This is a genomic window from Leifsonia aquatica H1aii (assembly GCF_000633535.1).
Classification (GTDB): domain Bacteria; phylum Actinomycetota; class Actinomycetes; order Actinomycetales; family Microbacteriaceae; genus Leifsonia; species Leifsonia aquatica_A.
On sequence record NZ_AYMR01000024.1, the window covers coordinates 72,137 to 89,837 of the forward strand.

Sequence of the window (17,701 nt, forward strand, 5' to 3'; positions counted from 1 at the left end):
GGCTTGCGCGTCGGGTGGGTCCTCCGTGCGAGGGGGCGCCTCAGCCGGCGAGCTGCGCGAGAGCGTGCCTCCCCAGCGCGGCCATCCGGGCGTTGTCGTCGGAATGGGCCGCCAGAGCGGATCCCATCGCCACGGCCCAGCCACGGGCACGGCGCCAGGTCGCCTCATCGACCGATGACCCGAGTGCGGCGCGGAACGTGTCGCGGGCCGGCCCGTCGAAGGTGAGCCAGGCCGTCGCCAGGTCGGTCGCCGGGTCTCCCGCGGTCACATCGCCGAAGTCGATGACGGCGGCGAGTCCCTCGACACTTCCGTCGGCTCCCGTGCGCAGCAGGAGATTGCCCGGGTGGAGGTCGCCGTGCAGCCAGAGGGCGGGCCCGTCCCAGACCGGTGCGGCCAGGCCGTCGTCCCATGCCGCCGTGAGCGCGGACGTGTCGGTGCGGGCCGAGAGCAGCGCGAGGCGCTCGCGGACGGCACCGTCGCGCGTCGCGAGGGCGACGCCGCGGACGGGATTGGCCGGTGCGTCGTGCGGTGCGGGGAGGTGCAGCGCCCGCACGAAGGCGGCCAGCGCGGCGGCGATCGGCGCGCGGGCGGACCCGTCGACCGCGGCACCGTCGACCCCGTCCAACCAGCGGACGATGCTCCACGGCCAGGGGAAGGTCGCGCTCGGCACCCCCACCCGGACCGGCGCAGGGACGGGCACCGCGACCCGCGCGGCGATCCCGCTGAGCACCTGCTGCTCGTGCTCGATCAGGTGAGCGGCGACCTCCCGTCGCGGCACGCGGACCGCGAACGCGTCGCCGAGCCGGAAGATGCGGTTGTCCCAGCCGTCGGAGACCAGCCGCAGCGGCCCGGCGAGGTCAGGGTGCTGCTCGGCGATCATCCGCGCGACGAGGTCGGCGTCGGCGGAGATGTCGGAGGCGGGGGTCGAACCGGGGATCACCGCTCGACGCTAACAGACACGCCCCCGAGACGTGAGTGGTTGTGGGTCCAGGCGTATCCGGACCCGCAACCACTCACGTCTCGCGGGCGGAGTCGGCTCAGGAAGCGGCGAGGAGGGTGAGGGTGTCCACGACGCGGTTGGAGAAGCCCCACTCGTTGTCGTACCAGGCGACGACCTTCACGTGCTTGCCGTCCACGCGCGTGAGCGCGGAGTCGAAGATCGACGACGCCGGCTGGCCGGTGATGTCGCTGGAGACGAGCGGGTCCTCCGAGTACTCGAGGATGCCGGCGAGCGGACCCTCGGCGGCGGCGCGGTAGGCGGCGAGCACCTCGTCGCGGGTGACCTCGCGTGCCACGGTCGTGTTGAGCTCGACGATCGAGCCGACCGGAACCGGCACGCGGATGGAGTCACCGGACAGCTTGCCGTCGAGGCCCGGCAGCACGAGGCCGATCGCCTTCGCGGCGCCGGTCGTGGTGGGGACGATGTTCACGCCGGCGGCGCGGGCCCGGCGCGGGTCGCGGTGCGGGCCGTCCTGCAGGTTCTGCTCCTGCGTGTACGCGTGCACGGTCGTCATGAAGCCGTGCTCGATGCCGGCCAGATCGTCCAGCACCTTCGCCAGCGGCGCGAGCGCGTTCGTCGTGCAGGAGGCGTTGGAGACGATGGTGTGGTTCGCGGGGTCGTACTCGTCGGTGTTGACGCCGTAGGCGAGGGTCACGTCGGCCCCGTCCGAGGGGGCGCTCACGAGCACGCGCTTGGCGCCGGCGCGCAGGTGGGCGCGGGCGGCCTCGGCGGAGGTGAAGCGACCGGTGGCCTCCAGCACGATCTCGACGCCGAGTTCGGCCCAGGGCAGGTTCTCGGGGTCGCGCTCGGCGAGCACCCGGATGCGGCGGCCGTCGACGACGAGGGTGTCGCCGTCGACCTCGACGGGGCGGCCGAGACGGCCGAGGGAGCTGTCGAAGCGCAGGAGCTGGGCGAGCGTGTCCGGTGCGGTCAGGTCGTTGACGGCGACGACCTCGAGGTCGGTGTCGCGCTCGAGGAGGGCGCGGAGCGTGTTGCGTCCGATGCGGCCGAAGCCGTTGACGGCGATGCGGGTCATGGTGGTTCCTTTCATTCCCGGTCCGCCTTCCATCGTCGGTCGCGGCTCCCGCCGTCGAAAGTGGCTCCCAAGACAGCATCCGCAAGCAATCCGCCAGAGGCGTGGCCAGACGCCACAAGAATCTCGCCACACCGCGCAGCCAGGCTGCGAAGCGGGGCGGGTCAGGCGGAGAACGTGTGACGGTACTCCGTCGGGGAGGTGCCGAGGATGCGGTGGAAGTGCAGCCGCAGGTTCGCCCCGGTGCCCAGGCCCACGCGGTGGGCGATCTGCTCGACGCCGAGATCCGAGCGCTCCAGGAGCTCGCGCGCCAGATCGACCCGGGCCCGGAGCACCCACTGCATCGGGGTGTAGCCGGTGTCTTCCACGAAACGGCGCGAGAAGGTGCGCTCCGAGACGTTGGCGTTGCGGGCGAGTTCTGCGAGGGTGAGCGGGCCGCCCAGGCGTCCGAGCGCCCATTCGCGGGTCTCGGCGAAGAGGTCGCCGAGCGGTTCGGGTACGCTGCGCGGCACGTACTGCGCCTGTCCGCCGCTGCGGTACGGGGCTGCCACGAGCCGTCGCGCCACGTGGTTGGACAGGGAGACGCCGTGATCGCGCCGCACGAGGTGCAGGCAGAGGTCGATCCCGGACGCGGCGCCGGCTGAGGTCAGGACGTCGCCCTCGTCGACGAACAGCACGTTCTCGTCCACCCGGATCAGGGGATGCCGCTGGGCGAGGGCGCGGGTGTAGTGCCAGTGCGTTGTCGCGCGGCGCCCGTCGAGCAGCCCGGTGGCGGCGAGGGCGAACGCGCCGGTCGAGATCGCGGCCAGCCGGGCCCCGCGGTCGTGCGCGGCGCGCAGTGCGGCGACGACGGCGGCGGGAGGTTCGGTGCCGGCCGGCTCCCGGTAGCCGGGCACGAAGACGGTGTCGGCGCGCTCGAGGGCGTCGAGACCCTCGGCCACGTGGTACGACAGCCCGTCCCCGCCGGTGACGAGCCCGGGCTCGGCCCCGCAGACCCGCACCTCGTAGGGCATGCTCGAGCGATGCGCGAAGACCTGCGACGGGATGCCGACGTCGAGCGGTTTCGCCCCCTCGAGCACGAGGACGGCGACGCGGTGGTCGCGGCTGGTCATCGGGGCTCCTTCCGCGGGCCGCTGCAGACGCCCGCGCGCCGGAGTCTAGCCGAGCCGCTCACCGGACTCCTCCGGTACCCGCGACGCGGCCGGGCTCACGGGCGGTGGCGCCGCACCCCGGTCATCCGGCGGCGGCGCCTCCCGGGTGCCGCGCTTCGGCGGCCGCAGCTCGCTGACGATCACGCCGGCGACGATGAGTGCGGCGCCCGCGATCGCGATCGGCGGCAGCCGGTCGCCCGCGATGCGTCCGATGATGCCCGCCCAGACCGGCTCCCCCGCGTAGATGATCGTGGCGCGAGTGGGGGAGACCGAACGCTGGGCCCAGTTCATCGTGAGCTGGATGATGCAGCTCGCGACGCCGAGTCCGACGCCCGGGAGCAGCCAGGCCCACGAGAACGCGGGTGCGACCTCTCCCGCGATCGGCATGGCCAGGAACCCGACGCCTCCCGCGACCAGCAGCTGCACGATCGTCACCCGGCCCACGTCGACCGATTTCGCGAACAGCCCGATGAGGAGGATCTCGGCCGCGATCGGGAGGGTGCTCACCAGGGTGGCGATCTCGCCGCGACCCAGCCCGATGGTGAGGGCCTCCGGCCCGGCGAGGAGGAGCAGCCCGACGAAGGCGAGTGCGACGCCGACGAGCGTGAGCGGACGCGGTGCCCGGCGGAAGACCAGCCACTGCAGCAGGGGGACGAGCGGCACGTACAGCGCCGTGATGAAGGCGGAGGTGCTGCTGCTGATGGTCTGCAGCCCCATCGTCTGCAGGCCGTAGCCGAGACCGATGGAGACGCCGATGGCTGCGCCCGCCGCCACGTCGCGCCAGCGCATGCCGCGCAGCGAACGGTGGAAGACGATCAGGCCGAGCAGGCCGGCGACCGCGAAGCGTACGCCCACGAAGAACCACGGCCCGCTGTGCTCCATCGCCAGGTGCACGATGAGGAACGTCGAACCCCAGAGCGCGGTGATCGCGAGGAGCGCGCCCTCCTGCCGGCTGACGGCGAAGCGCCGCCGTGCGGGTTCTCGGGTGCGATCGGAAGTGTGCAGCATCCTGCACATTCTATGGTGCAGAATGGTGCACATGCCAGAGCACGGCTCGGATGTCCTCGCCCACGTCGCCGGGAACCTCCGACGCCTGCGTCAGGAGCGCGGCCTCAGTCAGGCCGCGCTGGCGGAGCGGTCGGGGATCAGCCGCCGCACCATCATCAACCTGGAGGCGGGGGAGGCGAACATCAGCCTCTCCGGGCTCGACCGGGTGGCCGAGGCGCTGGAGACGGACTTCGTGACCCTGGTCGCCGAGTCGTCCGCGCTTCCGACCGCGGTGAACGCCGTGGCCTGGCGGGGGGCGTCGACGGAGAGTGTGGCCGCGCTCGTCGGAGCCGTGCCCGCCCGGGTCGACGCCCAGCTGTGGACGTGGGCGCTCGCCGCCGGCGACCGGTACGACGCCGAACCCGACCCGGCAGGCTGGCACGAGATCGTCTTCGTCACGGCCGGACGCGTGCGCATCGACCGCGAGGATGGCACCTCCGAGCTCCGCGTCGGCGAGCAGGCGATCTACTCGAGCGCCCAGCGCTACTCCTACGCGGCCGTGGGAGACGAGACGGCGCGCTTCGTGCGGCTCGTCGTCTCCTGACCGGCGCGGAGGGTCGCGGAGACCCCGCGTCGTGACCGGCGGGCGATAACGCGGATCCGCCATCCTGTGTCGCGCGCACACTACTCAGCTTGTCTGAGGAGTCGCCATCGCAATACAGTCGCATCCTGCCCGTTCGACCCGTGGAGGATGCCCGTGCCCAGCCCGACCCCCGCCCCTCGTCGCCGTGCCCGCTTCTGGTCGCTGGTCTCGACGCACACCATGAACGACTTCCAGACCGGAGCCATCGCGGCGATGCTGCCCGCCCTCGTCGCCCAGCAGCACTACGACTACGCGGCCGCCGCGGGGATCGTGCTGGCGTCCACCGCGCTGTCCAGCATCACGCAGCCCGTCTTCGGCTGGCTGAGCGATCGGATGGATCTGCGCTGGATGGTGCCGGCCGGCCTCGCATTCGCCGCGCTCTGCGTCGCCGCGGCGGGTCTCACGTCGGGCTCCTACTGGCTCACCTGGGTCGTCGTGGCGCTCTCCGGCGTCGGCGTCGCCGCCTACCATCCGCCCGCGACGGTCGAGGCCCGCGCAACCGGAGGAGGCACGAACCGCTCGATGAGCGTCTTCTCGGTCGGGGGCAATGTCGGGGTCGCGCTGTCCCCCCTGCTGGTCGGACTGACCGCGGGCACGATCGGGCTGGCCTCGACCCCGCTGCTCCTCGTGCCGACGGCGGCGGTCATCGTCGTCTACCTCGCGGTCCGCAGGAACGTGGCGCGTTCGGCGGCGACCGCGGCCCCGCAGGACGCGAGCGCGATCGCCGCGGGCCCGACCGACTCCGACACGGGTGCCGCCTCCGACACGGGTGCCGCCTCCGACACGGGTGCCGCTTCCGACGCGGGCTCCGCCTCCGCCGCTTACGCCGCCTCCGCGGGAGCGACGGACGCGTGGGGCCGGTTCTCCTGGCTGCTCGTGGTCGTCGCACTCTGGTCCGTCGCCTACATCGGCACGACCTCCTTCATCGCGCTCGATGTCGCCGACCGGTTCGGAGCCGGTGCCGGCGTGGGGGCGGTGGCCCTGGCCGTCTTCCCCGCGGCCGGTGCGGTCGGGACACTCCTCGGCGGTGTGCTCGCCGATCGGTTCGGCCGGCGGCTGGTCATCCCGCTCGGCTACGCGGTCGCGACGGTCGCCGCGCTCGCGATCGTGTTCGCGCCGGATCCGGTCGTCGCGATCGGGGCGACCGCCCTTCTCGGGGTGGCCGTGTTCGTGCCGTTCGCCCTGCACGTGACCCTGTCGCACGCGTACCTGCCGCGTCACATCGGCACGGCGAGCGGTGTGACGCTCGGGCTCTCGACGACCGTGGGCGGCTTCCTCGCGCCGGTTCTCGGAGCGATCGCGGACGGCTCGACGATCGGCGTCGTCTTCGCGGTGATCGCGGGGGTGCTCGCCGCCGCGTTCGTCGCGTCCCTCTTCCTCCGCGATCGACAGGACCCCCTCGGGCCGACCGACGGGACGCCCGTGCGCGTCACGGGGGCCGGGAGTGCCGAGGAGGAGGGCGTCGGTCAGACCGTCGCCGGCTGAGCCGATCGCGGCGCTGTTCGGCCACCGTCCTGCGAGATCTCGTTCGAATGCTGCGCCTGCGGCGGAAAGTGCGCAAGAATCGTGCACTTGGCGCCGCACGCCTGCTCATTCCGTGTGAAAGCATGGACCGCGGAGGTCCCCATGAACACCCAGTCCCCGCAGTCCGCCGACCGGATGCACGCCGTCACTCCCGAGACGCGCGAGCTCGTCGACCTGGTGCTCGACTACTCGCGCCGTCGCATCCTGAGCACCGACACCCCGCTCGACAAGCCGCTGCCCGAGCACGAGCTGCGCCGCCTCGCCGGTCAGACCGTCTCGGAAGGCGGGATGGGTGCCGAGCGCGCCCTCGCCGTCTTCGAGCACGTGCTCGCGCCGGCCTGCATCACGACCGATCACCCGCAGTACCTCTCCTTCATCCCGACCGCACCGACCAAGGCGGCGACGGCGTTCGACCTCGTCGTCTCGGCCAGCGCCGTGTACGGCGGGTCGTGGCTGGAGGGATCCGGCGCGGTCTACGCGGAGAATCAGGTGCTCGCCTGGCTCGCGTCCGAGTTCGGCCTGCCGGCGAGTGCCGGCGGCGTCTTCGTTCAGGGCGGGACGCTCGGCAACCTCTCCGCGCTGGTCGCCGCGCGCGATCACGCCCGCGCGCAGGGGCGCACCCCCTCCGGGCCCTGGGTGATCGTCTGCAGTGCTGAGGCGCACTCCTCGGTCGCCTCCGCGGCCCGGGTGATGGACGTGGAGGTCGTGCCCGTCTCTCCCGGTGAGTCCGGCGTCCTCACCGGCGACGCCGTGCGGCCCGCGCTCGAGCAGTACGGCGAGGCGGTGTTCGCAGTCGTCGCCACCGGCGGTTCTACCAACTTCGGCATCGTCGATGACATCGCGTCCATCGCTGCGCTGAAGGACGAGTTCCCGTTCTGGCTCCACGTCGACGGTGCCTACGGTCTGGCGGGGATGCTGTCGCCGCTCGCGCGGCCGCGCTTCGCCGGCGTCGAGCGCGCCGACTCGGTCATCGTGGATCCGCACAAGTGGCTGTTCGCGCCCTTCGACGCCTGCGCCTTGATCTACCGCGACCCCGAGGCGGGGCGGCGCGCTCACACGCAGCACGCCGAATACCTGGACACGCTGACCGACGCGGCCGAGTGGAGCCCGTCCGACTACGCCGTGCACCTCACGCGCCGTGCGCGCGGGCTGCCGTTCTGGTTCTCCCTGGCGAGCCACGGCGCTGCCGCCTACCGGGACGCGGTCACGGCCTCCCTGCGACTGGCCGAGCGCATCGCGGCCGAGATCGAGGGCCGCGACGGGTTCCGCCTGGTGCGCCGGCCGCAGCTCTCGGTGGTGGTCTTCGAACGCGACGGCTGGAGCCGCGAGGACTACGCCCTCTGGTCGGCTCGTCTGTTGGAGGAGCAGCGCGCGTTCGTGACGCCGAGCTCCCACGCCGGTCGGCCGAACACCCGCTTCGCCATCCTGAACCCGCTCACCACCTTCGACGACCTCGTGGCGATCCTCGACACGATGTGACGCGCCGCCCGCGGTGAGACGCCGCCCGGGACGCGACGAAGCCCCGCACCAGGACGGTGCGGGGCTTCGGTCGTACGGAGTGCCGTCAGAGCACGTCGTCCGACTCGCCGGTGCGGCGGGTCACCCGCTCTCCGGTCGCGGGATCCACGGCCGTACGGGTGGTCGCCACGCTGCGGCGGCGGCGCGATATGAGCACGATCCCCAGGATGATGCCGACGGCGCCGGCGATCATCAGGATGTACCCCACGAGATGCAGATCGATCCAGTCGACCTGCACGTTGAGGGCGAAGGCCAGGATCGCGCCGATCACGACGAGGACGATGCCTGTGCCGAGACTCATGCGGTTCCTCCGATCAGACCCGGCGGCTGCCGGTCAGCATGCGCACGAGCCAGACGATCACCGCCAGCACGAGCAGGATGATGCCGACCCACAGCAGGAAGTTCAGCGACTGGACGAAGCCTCCGGTGAGCAGCAGGACGATCGCGATGATCGCGATGATGATGAGCAGGATGTTCATGGAGAGTGTCCTTTCCTTGACCAGACCACCGAACAACTGTTTCGGTTGCCTAGCAATCCCCTTGACTCGACCCCCTTTGGGGTCTAGCCCGCGCGCGATCGGAGGCGATCCGGTCCACGGTCTCGCGCATGCGCGTGAGGAAGCGGGTCACGGTCTCCGCCTCGTCGGGGCTGAGCTCCGCGGAGGCGGCGGCGAGCCGGGCGTCCGCGGCGGCGAGCAGGGGTCCGGTCTCCCCGAGCGCGGCGCGGGTGGGCAGGAGCGTGATCGACCGGCCGTCGGTCGCGCTGCGGCGCCTCTCGACGAAGCCGCCGCCCTCCAGCCGGTCGATGAGCGCGGTGGTGGAGGCGCTGGAGATGCCGAGGTACCGACTGAGATCCTTGGCGGCCGTGTGCCGTCCCGCCGCCGTGTTGTCGAGGATGAGGCGCAGCGCCAGGAGATCGTTGTCGCCCATGCCCATCGCCGCACCGGTCCGACGGCGCATCGCCGCCTCGGCGGCGCGGTAGACCTGGAGGGCCTCGAGCACGCCGGTGTCGGGCCGGGGCACGTCGCCCCCGATGCCTGCCGCCTGATCCTCGCGATCTCCCACGCCTCCCAGCCAGGCCCGGGACGACGGCTCATGCAAGGCCCCGCTCCGCGATTCTGAGCGTATTCACGGTGGAGAATGCGCCGGGCCCTGCTCCTGGGCGCCGCGCTCCGCGCCTCCCGATCGTGCGCGTATGCTCGCACGGTGGATCTGCTACTCGACCGGTACGAGCTGCGCGACCGCCTCGGTCGCGGCGGCATGGCGACGGTGCACCGCGCCTACGACCGGCAGCTCGGCCGGTTCGTCGCCATCAAGCTCTTCCCGCCGGGGACGGCCGCCGACGATGCGCGGCGGCGTGGGGAGGCGACTGCGCTGGCCCGGCTCTCGCATCCGCATCTCGTCGCCCTCTTCGACGCCCACCTCGCGGGAGACGGCGACGAGACCCCGAGCTTCCTGGTGATGGAGCTCGTCGACGGGGACGACCTCCGATCGCGGCTCGACGACGGCCCGCTGCCCGTCGAGCTGGCCGCGGCGGTGGCGTCTGACATCGCCGAGGCGCTGGCCGTCGTGCACAGCGCCGGGATGGTGCACCGCGACCTCAAGCCCGCCAACATCCTGCTGGCCTCCTCGAGCATCCCCGGCCGCGCACCGATCGCGAAGCTGGCCGACTTCGGGATCGCCCACCTGCTCGGGTCCGAACGGCTGACCACGGCGGGGACCGTGATCGGCACAGCGGGCTATCTCAGCCCCGAGCAGCTGCACGGCGCCGACCCGGGGCCGGCCGCCGACGTCTACGCCCTCGGCCTCGTGGTGCTGGAGAGCCTCACCGGTGTGCGGCAGTATCCGGGGACGGCGGTGGAGGCCGTCGCCGCGCGGGCCGCGCACGATCCGCGGGTCCCGTCCGATCTCCCCGACGGCTGGCGGGGGCTGCTGCTGGCGATGACGAGCGCGGACCCGGCCGTACGGCCGACGGCCGCGGAGGTCGCGACGATGGCCGCGGTGATGGCGCCCGAGCTCGACGGGTGGATGCCGGCGGCGACGGAGTCCGCGGTCGCCACCGTGCCGGTCGCCGAGCCGGAGCCCCCGGCTCCGACGCGCGCGCTTCCCGCGACCGTGCGGCGGCGCCGCCTGGTGGTGGCGCTCGCCGCCGTGGGCACCGTCGCCGTCGTGGCGGGGGTCATCGCGCTGGCGGCCCTCCTGAATCCGCTCGGCGGGCCCGCCGACACCGGGCCGACTCCGCGGCCCACACCGAGCGTCCAGGCCCCGCCGCAGACGGTCGCGCCCGCCGTCGTCCCGACTCCTGCGCCGACGCAGGACCCCCAGGGACCCGGAGGCGAGGGGAACAACGGCAAGGGGAACAACGGCAACGGCAACAACGGCAACGGGAACGGGAACAACGGGAACGGGAACGGGAACAAGGGCAAGGGGAAGGGCTGACCCGCCCGCCGCTGCACCCCTCCCGGGTTTCGGGCGTGTGACGTTTGCCGCCCCCGTGTTACGAGTTGCCGCCTTTCCGCCCGCGGCCGACCCTCCTCGGGTAGGAAGAGAGGGTGCTGGTTCTCACTCTCCTCGCCTGGGCCGTCGTGGCCGTCGGCCTCGTCGTGCTGGTCGAGGCCGTGTTGCGGGATGTCGCCGACCGCTGATCGACCCGTTCGTCACGAGGGACCGGTACGGTCGAGGGGACGAGAGGACCCGAATTGAGCATCGCCGCGATCGTCGTCAACCCCGTGAAGGTCGACGAACCCGCCCTCCGGGCCGCCCTGTCCGCCGCCGAGGAGCGCTGGGGGTGGGAACCGACCCTGTGGCTGGAGACGACGGAGGACGACCCGGGCGCCGGTCAGGCGCGTGAGGCGCTGAAGCGCGGCGTCGACGTGGTGATCGCCGCGGGCGGCGACGGGACGGTTCGCACCGTCGCCGAAGCGCTCCGCGGGAGCGGGACGCCGCTCGGGCTCCTGCCGTCGGGCACCGGCAACCTCCTGGCCCGCAACCTCGGCCTCACGCTCGACGACGTGGAGAACGCGCTCGACACCGCGTTCGGCGGCGGCGACCGCCCGATCGACGTCGGCGTCGCGGAGCTGCGGGACGCCCAGGGCGCGACGACCGAGCACGCCTACCTGGTGATGGCCGGGTTCGGGATCGACGCGCAGATGATCGCCGCCACCGACGACGACCTCAAGGCGAAGGCGGGCTGGCTGGCGTACGTCAAGGCGATCGGGACCGTGCTGCGCGACAAGAACGAACTGCACCTGCGCTACCGGCTCGACGGCGGCAAGGTGCACTCGATGCGCGCGCACACCGTCATCGTGGGCAACTGCGGATCCCTGCCCGCCAATATCCTCCTGCTGCCGGATGCCGCCGTCGACGACGGGGAGTTCGACATCGTGGTGCTGCGCCCGGAGGGCTTCTTCGGCTGGGTGCAGATCGTCGCGAAGGTCTTCTGGGAGAACGGCATCCTCCGCCGCACCGGCGCCGGCCGCCGACTCATGGGCTCCGGCCACGAGATCCACGCGATGAACTACTTCAAGGGACGGGAGCTCGTCCTGCGGCTCACCGAGCCGCAGCCGGTCGACCTCGACGGCGACCTGTTCGGAGAGGTGCTCGCCATGCGCACCCGCGTCGACCCGCTGAGCCTGGTCGTCAAGGTGCCGGCGGCCCCGGACGCGGACACGCGCTGACGATCTGGACGAGGGCGGCGCGCAGCCCCGCCGGGTCGGCGACCTCCGGGAAGACCTCATCCTCCAGCCCGCGCACGGCCTCGAACGCCGTGCGGCCGGTGGGGGTGATCGCGAGCACGTGGCGTCGGCGGTCCGACGCGTCGGGCTCCCGGGTGAGGAGGCCTTCGCGCTCGAGGCGGTCGACCGTGCGGGACATCGTCTGCGCCTCCACCTGGGCGATGCGGGCGAGGTCGGCCTGCGAGGCGACGCCGAGTTCCAGCAGGTGCAGCACGATCAGCCCGGCGTGAGTGAGGCCACGGGCGTCGAGGGCGTCGGCCCAGGCGCGTTCGACCGCACGGGAGGCCGCGCCGAGCAGCCGGCCGAGCGGCCAGTTCTCCGGCCGGTGCTGATCCTCCTCGGCGCGCTGGTCCATCGCCTCAGAGTACAGAGACGAGCGCGGCGGTGATCGCGTCGCGCGCCTGGTCGTCGCTGATCGTGGCCGTGCCGTCGCCGGGCTGCAGGCCGTAGTCGCCGAACTGCGCGTGCGTCATGCCCGGCACCTCCACGAACGTGGCGTCCGACGGCAGCAGGTGCGCGGCGCCCTCGATCTTCGCGGGGGTGCTCAACCCGTCGTGCTCGCCGCCGATGGACAGCACGGCGAGACCGGACTGCGACAGGTCGTTCGCGCAGTAGCTGCCGAACAGGATGAGGCGCTTGACCACAGGGTCGTCCGCGAGCTGGCAGGCGCGCACGCCGCCGAGGGAGTGGCCGCCGACCGCCCACTCGTCGACGTCCGGAGCGAGGCTCGTGAAGGTGCTGAGGGGGCGGGTGTCGAAGAAGGCCAGGTTGAGGGTGGGTTTGGTGATGACCACGGTCAGCCCCGTCTCCGCCACGGCCCCCGAAAGCTTGTAGAGATAGGCGTACGGGTCGACGCGCGCTCCGGGGATGAAGACCAGTCCCTCGCCGGAGGTGTGTCCGGTCGGCGCCATCACGACGGCGTCCCCGGCATCCCGGATCTGCACGGCGGAATCCGTCCACGCCTCGATCGCGGCCGGCCGCTCACCCATCATGGGCGTGTTCGCCCAGCCCAGGAACCCGACGACCACCAGCACGAGCACGCCCGCGACCCATCCCGCGACGATCCCGATCCGCCTACCCATGCCCTCCACCCTACGCCAACTCATCAGCCGGCTGACTATCCGGGCCGTCATTGCGCGCGAGACGTGAGTCGTTGCGGGTGTCGGGTGTTCCGCACCCGCAACGACTCACGTCTCGCGGAAGGGAGAGGGGAGGAGCGGGGGTTAGTCGGTGCCGGCGTCGAAGGCGGCGCCTTCGGAGCTGGCGTCGATCTCGCGGGACAGGGCGTCGTCCGTCTCGTTGACGTCGAGTTCCAGGATGGCGCGGGCGCTGCCGGCCTCCAGGGTGCCGACGAGTTCGGCGGTCGGGCCGCCGATGAGGCCGGAGGCTGCGTACTGCTCGAGGCGCGAGCGGGAGTCGGCGATGTCGAGGTTGCGCATGGTCAGCTGGCCGATGCGGTCGGCCGGGCCGAACGCGGCGTTGCCGACGCGCTCCATCGACAGCTTGTCCGGGTGGTAGCTGAGCGCGGGGCCCGTCGTGTCGAGGATCGTGTAGTCGTCGCCGCGGCGCAGGCGGAGGGTGACCTCGCCGGTGATCGCGGAGCCGACCCAGCGCTGCAGCGACTCGCGCAGCATGAGCGACTGCGGGTCGAGCCAGCGGCCCTCGTACATCAGGCGGCCGAGGCGGCGGCCCTCGTTGTGGTAGTTGGCGACCGTGTCCTCGTTGTGGATGGCGTTGAGGAGGCGCTCGTAGGCGATGTGCAGCAGGGCCATGCCCGGCGCCTCGTAGATGCCGCGGCTCTTGGCCTCGATGATGCGGTTCTCGATCTGGTCGGACGCGCCGAGGCCGTGACGGCCGCCGATCGTGTTCGCCTCGAGGACGAGCGCGACGGCATCCGGGAACTCGACGCCGTTGAGGGCGACCGGACGGCCCGCCTCGAAGCGCACGGACACCGTCTCCGGCACGACCTCGACGTCTTCGCGCCAGGCGGCGACGCCCATGATCGGGTCGACGATGTCGAGACCGGCGTCGAGTTCCTCGAGCCGCTTCGCCTCGTGGGTCGCTCCCCAGATGTTCGCGTCGGTCGAGTACGCCTTCTCGGTCGCGTCGCGGTACGGGAAGCCGCGGGCGACGAGCCACTCGCTCATCTCCGTGCGGCCGCCGAGCTCCTCCACGAACGCCGAGTCGAGCCACGGCTTGTAGATGCGCAGACGCGGGTTGGCGACGAGACCGTAGCGGTAGAACCGCTCGATGTCGTTTCCCTTGTAGGTGGAGCCGTCGCCCCAGATCTCGACGCCGTCCTCCATCATCGCGCGCACCAGCATGATGCCGGTGACCGCGCGCCCGAGGGGGGTGGTGTTGAAGTACGTCTTGCCGCCGGAGCGGATGTGGAACGCTCCGCACTGCAGGGCGATCAGACCCTCCTCCACGAGGGAGGCCTTCGCGTCCACGAGGCGCGCGATCTCGGCGCCGTACTCGTGCGCGCGACCGGGGACCTCGCCGATGTTCGGCTCGTCGTACTGCCCGATGTCGGCGGTGTAGGTGCAGGGGATCGCACCCTTCTCGCGCATCCAGGCGACCGCGCAGGAGGTGTCGAGACCCCCCGAGAACGCGATGCCGACTCGTTCACCGACCGGGAGACTGCTCAAGACTTTGGACACGCGCTCCAGTTTAGTGGGGGTGCGCTCAGTGCGCCGAGCCGAGGCCGGGGTGGACTCCGGCGCGGTAGCCGGCCGCCGCGACCAGGGTGGTGAGCGTCGCGATCAGGGCGGCGCGCTCGGCCTCGTCGAGCGGTGCGAGCATCGTGCGCTCCAGCTCGTCGGCCAGCCCGTCGCCCGCGGAGAGCACGTCGCGGGCGGCCGGCGTGAGGTGGATGGCGTAGGCGCGGCGGTCCTCCGGGTGGCGGCGGCGTTCGACGAGGCCGCGCTCCTCCAGGTCGTCGATCATCCCCACCATCGAATTGCGGTGCAGGCCGAGCGCGGTCGCGAGCTCCTGCTGCGTGCGGCCCTCTTGGTGCGCGAGGTGCACGAGGACGCCGAACCGGTTGGGGGTGATGCCGAGCGGGGCGAGTGCGGCCGTGAAACGCTGCGCGCTCTGCAGGCCGAGCTGCGAGAGCAGGAAGCTGGCTCGGGTCTCGAGGGCGGGGACGTCGGCGGAGGGCATCCCGATATCGTACCAATCAGTGATTGCACGGTGATGTGATCATCACTTACTATGACGATATGCAGCTGACCATCTTCGGCGCCGGAGGGCGCACCGGCCGCCTCCTCGTATCGCAGGCCCTCGAGCGCGGCGATGACGTCACGGCCGTGCTGCGCCGGCCGTCCCAGCAGGTGGATGCCCGGGCGACCGTGCGGGTCGTCCCGGACTTCGCCGACACCGATGCTCTGCGCACGACGATGTCCGGCGGCGACGCCGTGCTGTCGGCGATCGGTCCACGTTCACGCGCGGAAGCGCCGGTGGCCGCGCCCGCCACGCGCCTGATCCTCGCCGCGGAGCCCCGGCGCATCGTCGTCATCAGCGCCGCACCGGTCGAACCGCCTCCGCCGGACGACGGTTTCGTCAGCCGACGCATCGCCCTGCCCCTGATCGGCCGCATCCTGCGCCCCGTCTACGACGACCTGCGGGATATGGAGGACGCCTTGCGCGCCTCGCCCGCCGAGTGGACCGCCCTGCGGCCGCCGATGCTCACGAACGGTCCCGCGACCGGGCGCGCCCGCACCCGGATCGGCGGGAGCGTGCCGCGCGGATTCACCGTGTCCCGCGCCGATCTGGCGGCCGGGATGCTGGCCTGCCTCGACCGTCCGGAGACGGTCAGGCAGGCGGTCGGCATCGCCGGGTGAGCCGCGGGCTCCGCGCTATCCCCGCCCGTCCGCCGCGGGCATCGGGCAGGTGCCGCCCGGTTCGGTCGACCGCTCGAAGTGCCACATCTCGTTCGCGAAGGTCTGGCACAGCCCCCACTCGGCACCGAAGCGATTGAGGAAGTCCATCGCGTCCGCCGTCGCGATGTCGACCGCGTCGCCGCGGACGTGGGCGGAGTCGGCGCCGCGCTTCACCCAGCGCTCGGCCTCCTCCTCGCTCCCGTACTGCTGCACGGCCTTCGCGAAGAGCGTCTCCTGGTAGCGTTCCGAGCGCCATCCGTCGGCGATGGTGATCGGTGTCCCGCGCTCGGTCGCGACGGCCTGCGCCGAGCGGAGCGCGTCGAGGAGCGCCGGGTCGAGTCGCTGCACGGCCGGCTTGCCGCTGTCCAGCGGCAGGGACGAACCCTCGGGGATGTAGCCGTCGTCGTCGCCCAGCGCTCCCCGCTGGGCCGCACCCGCGGTGCCGTCAGCGGCGGGGGCGCCGGCGGGAGCGACGGCGGGAGCGTCGGAGGGGGCGCATCCCGCCAGCGCCAGGGTGACGGACAGGCCCAGGACGGCGGACAGGCTCAGGGCGGCGGAGAGGGACGGGGTGGCGGAGAGCGACGGGGTGGTGCCGGGCAGGCGGCGACGAGGGAAGGGCATGACTCCACCGTCGCACCGGGGGAGCGGCCGGTCGTCCGCCGCCAGGTGCATCCCGATCCGTCGAGAGAGGGATCCCCTCGGTCCTCACGGTGCGGCGATGCCCGCCTCCGCATCGCGCCGCGTCGCGAATCCGTCGAGCAGCAGGTCGAGGGCGAACTCGAACTCGTACTGGTCATCGCATCCGGGGCCGAGGATGGTCTCTCGTCCGTGCTGCGCGGCGGCCGCGATGCGGAGCACGCCGGGATAGTGTTCGGCGAGCCGCGCGGCCATTGCGGCGGCCTCCTCCGCCGAGGCGGGCGGCGGGGCGGGGAAGAGTTCGTGGGTGAACCCCCACATCCGCGAGCCGAGCGTGTGCATGAGTTGGTGGGTGAGGCCGGCGGAGAATCCGCCGTGGAGGAACACCCCGATCGTCCCCTCGATGTAATCGAGCACCGCCGGAGTCGGCGCCGTGCTCGACTCGATGACGTCCAGCGCCCAGGGGTGTCGTAGCAGCGACGCCCGCGCGGAGAGGATGCGCGCACGCAGGATGCGCCGCCAGTTCGCGGGATCGCCGGATCCGGCGGGCGGCGAAGCGATCGGTGCGATCTCGCGGACGACCACATCGAGCATGCCGGCGGCGAGGTCGTCCTTTCCGGTCACGTGCTTGTAGAGCGCCATCGGCACCACGTCGAGCTCGCCCGCCAGGCGGCGCATGCTCACCGCATCGAGCGACGCGGCGTCGGCGAGATCGACCGCGCGCTGGAGCACTGCGTCCCGGTTCAGGCGGGTGCGGCGTTCGCCGGAGCCTTGTGTCGTCGTCATGCGGACCTCCCGTTGACAAGCGTACGGCGTACACCTAATCTGCGATGGTGTACGGTGTACACCTTTTGAGAAGGAGAGATCACATGTCCTCGCCCCGACGCGACTCGTCCCGCCGTCTTCCGCTCCGACGCACCTCGCTCGCGGTCGGTGCGCTCTATCTGGTGACGCACGTCACCTCGCTGGTGGCGACCGTCCTCTACGCTCCGCTCCTCGGCGGTGATTCCAGCGAGGCGGCGCGCGGCGCGGCTCGCACCGGCGTGCTGCTCGAAGCGGCCCTCGCGATCGCGGTCGTCGGCACCGCCGTCGGGCTCTACCCGGTGGTGAGGCGATGGGGGCCGGCGTTCGCGCTGGGGCACGTCGGGCTCCGGGTGCTCGAGGGCGCGATCATCCTGACCGGTGCGGCCAGTGTGCTGGCCCTCGACGCGGTGCGGGCGGATGGCGAGGCCGCCTCGGTCTACACGGCACTGGTCGGCCTCCACGACGCCACCTTCTGGCTCGGCCCGAACCTCGTCCTGACGGTCAGCACCGCGCTGCTCGCGACCCTGCTGCTCCGGTCTCGGCTGGTCCCGCGCTGGATCCCCGTCCTCGGACTCGTCGGCTGTTGCTCGCTGCTGGCGTCCGCCGTCGCGATCCTCTACGGCGTCTTCCCCCAGGTGTCGACGGCGGGCGGCGTGGCGGCGGCACCGATGTTCGCGTGGGAGTTGTCGCTCGCCGGCTACCTGCTGTTGGTCGGGATGCGTGAGCGCACGGCGTCGCCTGCACCCGCCGCTCTGGTCGCGCCGCTGCCGTGACGATTCGGACCGAATGT

The 17,701-nt window shown here is 72.3% G+C and carries 20 protein-coding genes; 7 read left to right on the forward strand and 13 right to left on the reverse strand.

Features of this window, described 5'->3' with window-relative positions:
* Window positions 1-40: 40 nt before the first annotated feature.
* The 4 genes from U870_RS0119065 to U870_RS0119080 form a co-directional block, all read right to left on the reverse strand.
* Entirely contained in the window at window positions 41-940 is a 900-nt protein-coding gene (locus tag U870_RS0119065) for an aminoglycoside phosphotransferase family protein (protein WP_345817886.1), read from the reverse strand.
* A gap of 97 nt (window positions 941-1,037) precedes the next feature.
* Window positions 1,038-2,036 carry a type I glyceraldehyde-3-phosphate dehydrogenase gene (gap, locus tag U870_RS0119070; RefSeq protein ID WP_025158975.1) on the reverse strand — a complete coding sequence of 333 codons (999 nt, stop codon included), beginning with the start codon at window positions 2,034-2,036 and terminating at the stop codon, window positions 1,038-1,040.
* A 161-nt stretch (window positions 2,037-2,197) separates the two neighbouring features.
* Window positions 2,198-3,145, reverse strand: coding sequence for a GlxA family transcriptional regulator (locus tag U870_RS0119075; RefSeq protein WP_025158976.1), 948 nt, complete (start codon window positions 3,143-3,145; stop codon window positions 2,198-2,200).
* A 45-nt stretch (window positions 3,146-3,190) separates the two neighbouring features.
* On the reverse strand, window positions 3,191-4,192 hold the full coding sequence (locus U870_RS0119080; RefSeq protein WP_025158977.1) for a DMT family transporter: 1,002 nt from the start codon (window positions 4,190-4,192) through the stop codon (window positions 3,191-3,193).
* Window positions 4,193-4,223: 31 nt separating this feature from the next.
* Between U870_RS0119080 and U870_RS0119085 the strand changes: the two genes are divergently transcribed.
* The 3 genes from U870_RS0119085 to U870_RS0119095 all read left to right on the forward strand — a co-directional run bounded on the left by U870_RS0119085 (window position 4,224) and on the right by U870_RS0119095 (window position 7,817).
* Window positions 4,224-4,775, forward strand: coding sequence for an XRE family transcriptional regulator (locus tag U870_RS0119085; RefSeq protein WP_029947869.1), 552 nt, complete (start codon window positions 4,224-4,226; stop codon window positions 4,773-4,775).
* A 153-nt stretch (window positions 4,776-4,928) separates the two neighbouring features.
* Complete coding sequence (locus U870_RS0119090) at window positions 4,929-6,299, forward strand: MFS transporter (protein ID WP_025158979.1); 1,371 nt, start codon at window positions 4,929-4,931, stop codon at window positions 6,297-6,299.
* A 141-nt stretch (window positions 6,300-6,440) separates the two neighbouring features.
* On the forward strand, window positions 6,441-7,817 hold the full coding sequence (locus tag U870_RS0119095; RefSeq protein ID WP_025158980.1) for a pyridoxal phosphate-dependent decarboxylase family protein: 1,377 nt from the start codon (window positions 6,441-6,443) through the stop codon (window positions 7,815-7,817).
* Between the two features lie 85 nt (window positions 7,818-7,902).
* Here U870_RS0119095 and U870_RS0119100 read toward each other — a convergent pair whose 3' ends face one another.
* Genes U870_RS0119100 through U870_RS0119110 form a run of 3 tightly spaced genes read right to left on the reverse strand, consistent with a single transcriptional unit; the run spans window position 7,903 to window position 8,921 of the window.
* Window positions 7,903-8,157, reverse strand: coding sequence for a DUF6458 family protein (locus U870_RS0119100; protein ID WP_025158981.1), 255 nt, complete (start codon window positions 8,155-8,157; stop codon window positions 7,903-7,905).
* Window positions 8,158-8,170: 13 nt separating this feature from the next.
* Complete coding sequence (locus tag U870_RS24690) at window positions 8,171-8,335, reverse strand: hypothetical protein (RefSeq protein ID WP_169730356.1); 165 nt, start codon at window positions 8,333-8,335, stop codon at window positions 8,171-8,173.
* 49 nt (window positions 8,336-8,384) lie between these two features.
* Complete coding sequence (locus U870_RS0119110) at window positions 8,385-8,921, reverse strand: MarR family winged helix-turn-helix transcriptional regulator (protein WP_025158982.1); 537 nt, start codon at window positions 8,919-8,921, stop codon at window positions 8,385-8,387.
* Between the two features lie 141 nt (window positions 8,922-9,062).
* On the opposite strand from U870_RS0119110, the gene U870_RS0119115 reads away from it, so the two are divergent.
* Together U870_RS0119115 and U870_RS0119125 are read left to right on the forward strand one after the other, a co-directional pair.
* Window positions 9,063-10,295 (forward strand): serine/threonine-protein kinase, encoded by a 1,233-nt coding sequence (locus U870_RS0119115; protein WP_029947872.1) that lies wholly within the window; start codon window positions 9,063-9,065, stop codon window positions 10,293-10,295.
* A gap of 260 nt (window positions 10,296-10,555) precedes the next feature.
* Window positions 10,556-11,533, forward strand: coding sequence for a diacylglycerol/lipid kinase family protein (locus U870_RS0119125; protein WP_025158984.1), 978 nt, complete (start codon window positions 10,556-10,558; stop codon window positions 11,531-11,533).
* Here U870_RS0119125 and U870_RS0119130 read toward each other — a convergent pair.
* From U870_RS0119130 to U870_RS0119145, 4 genes are all read right to left on the reverse strand, one after another.
* Window positions 11,496-11,945 carry a MarR family winged helix-turn-helix transcriptional regulator gene (locus tag U870_RS0119130; protein WP_025158985.1) on the reverse strand — a complete coding sequence of 150 codons (450 nt, stop codon included), beginning with the start codon at window positions 11,943-11,945 and terminating at the stop codon, window positions 11,496-11,498. The two genes, U870_RS0119125 and U870_RS0119130, sit on opposite strands and share 38 nt — an antisense overlap.
* A gap of 4 nt (window positions 11,946-11,949) precedes the next feature.
* The gene (locus tag U870_RS0119135) at window positions 11,950-12,696 is read right to left on the reverse strand and encodes an alpha/beta hydrolase (protein WP_043710430.1); all 747 of its coding nucleotides are present in this window, start codon (window positions 12,694-12,696) and stop codon (window positions 11,950-11,952) included.
* Window positions 12,697-12,813: 117 nt separating this feature from the next.
* Window positions 12,814-14,250: an argininosuccinate synthase gene (gene argG, locus U870_RS0119140; RefSeq protein WP_025158987.1), complete on the reverse strand. Its 1,437-nt coding sequence runs from the start codon at window positions 14,248-14,250 to the stop codon at window positions 12,814-12,816.
* A gap of 25 nt (window positions 14,251-14,275) precedes the next feature.
* Window positions 14,276-14,752, reverse strand: coding sequence for a MarR family winged helix-turn-helix transcriptional regulator (locus U870_RS0119145; RefSeq protein WP_025158988.1), 477 nt, complete (start codon window positions 14,750-14,752; stop codon window positions 14,276-14,278).
* 59 nt (window positions 14,753-14,811) lie between these two features.
* Between U870_RS0119145 and U870_RS0119150 the strand changes: the two genes are divergently transcribed.
* Window positions 14,812-15,432 (forward strand): NAD(P)-dependent oxidoreductase, encoded by a 621-nt coding sequence (locus U870_RS0119150; protein WP_025158989.1) that lies wholly within the window; start codon window positions 14,812-14,814, stop codon window positions 15,430-15,432.
* 15 nt (window positions 15,433-15,447) lie between these two features.
* On the opposite strand, the gene U870_RS22800 is transcribed toward U870_RS0119150, so the two are convergent.
* Complete coding sequence (locus U870_RS22800; RefSeq protein WP_081815365.1) at window positions 15,448-16,092, reverse strand: M15 family metallopeptidase; 645 nt, start codon at window positions 16,090-16,092, stop codon at window positions 15,448-15,450.
* Window positions 16,093-16,176: 84 nt separating this feature from the next.
* On the reverse strand, window positions 16,177-16,893 hold the full coding sequence (locus U870_RS0119160; RefSeq protein ID WP_025158991.1) for a TetR/AcrR family transcriptional regulator: 717 nt from the start codon (window positions 16,891-16,893) through the stop codon (window positions 16,177-16,179).
* Between the two features lie 83 nt (window positions 16,894-16,976).
* Here U870_RS0119160 and U870_RS0119165 point away from each other — a divergent pair, with 83 nt between their 5' ends.
* The gene (locus U870_RS0119165; protein ID WP_025158992.1) at window positions 16,977-17,684 is read left to right on the forward strand and encodes a DUF4386 domain-containing protein; all 708 of its coding nucleotides are present in this window, start codon (window positions 16,977-16,979) and stop codon (window positions 17,682-17,684) included.
* Window positions 17,685-17,701 lie beyond the last annotated feature (17 nt).

Excerpts from the sequence above, each read along its gene's own strand:
- gap (WP_025158975.1), bottom strand. The coding sequence starts at position 2,036 with ATGACCCGCATCGCCGTCAACGGCTTCGGCCGCATCGGACGCAACACG.
- U870_RS0119150 (WP_025158989.1), top strand. The coding sequence starts at position 14,812 with ATGCAGCTGACCATCTTCGGCGCCGGAGGGCGCACCGGCCGCCTCCTC.
- U870_RS22800 (WP_081815365.1), bottom strand. The coding sequence starts at position 16,092 with ATGCCCTTCCCTCGTCGCCGCCTGCCCGGCACCACCCCGTCGCTCTCC.
- U870_RS0119160 (WP_025158991.1), bottom strand. The coding sequence starts at position 16,893 with ATGACGACGACACAAGGCTCCGGCGAACGCCGCACCCGCCTGAACCGG.
- U870_RS0119165 (WP_025158992.1), top strand. The coding sequence starts at position 16,977 with ATGTCCTCGCCCCGACGCGACTCGTCCCGCCGTCTTCCGCTCCGACGC.
- U870_RS24690 (WP_169730356.1), bottom strand. The coding sequence starts at position 8,335 with ATGAACATCCTGCTCATCATCATCGCGATCATCGCGATCGTCCTGCTG.
- U870_RS0119085 (WP_029947869.1), top strand. The coding sequence starts at position 4,224 with ATGCCAGAGCACGGCTCGGATGTCCTCGCCCACGTCGCCGGGAACCTC.
- U870_RS0119130 (WP_025158985.1), bottom strand. The coding sequence starts at position 11,945 with ATGGACCAGCGCGCCGAGGAGGATCAGCACCGGCCGGAGAACTGGCCG.
- U870_RS0119095 (WP_025158980.1), top strand. The coding sequence starts at position 6,441 with ATGAACACCCAGTCCCCGCAGTCCGCCGACCGGATGCACGCCGTCACT.
- U870_RS0119080 (WP_025158977.1), bottom strand. The coding sequence starts at position 4,192 with ATGCTGCACACTTCCGATCGCACCCGAGAACCCGCACGGCGGCGCTTC.
- U870_RS0119145 (WP_025158988.1), bottom strand. The coding sequence starts at position 14,752 with ATGCCCTCCGCCGACGTCCCCGCCCTCGAGACCCGAGCCAGCTTCCTG.
- U870_RS0119075 (WP_025158976.1), bottom strand. The coding sequence starts at position 3,145 with ATGACCAGCCGCGACCACCGCGTCGCCGTCCTCGTGCTCGAGGGGGCG.
- U870_RS0119100 (WP_025158981.1), bottom strand. The coding sequence starts at position 8,157 with ATGAGTCTCGGCACAGGCATCGTCCTCGTCGTGATCGGCGCGATCCTG.
- U870_RS0119135 (WP_043710430.1), bottom strand. The coding sequence starts at position 12,696 with ATGAGTTGGCGTAGGGTGGAGGGCATGGGTAGGCGGATCGGGATCGTC.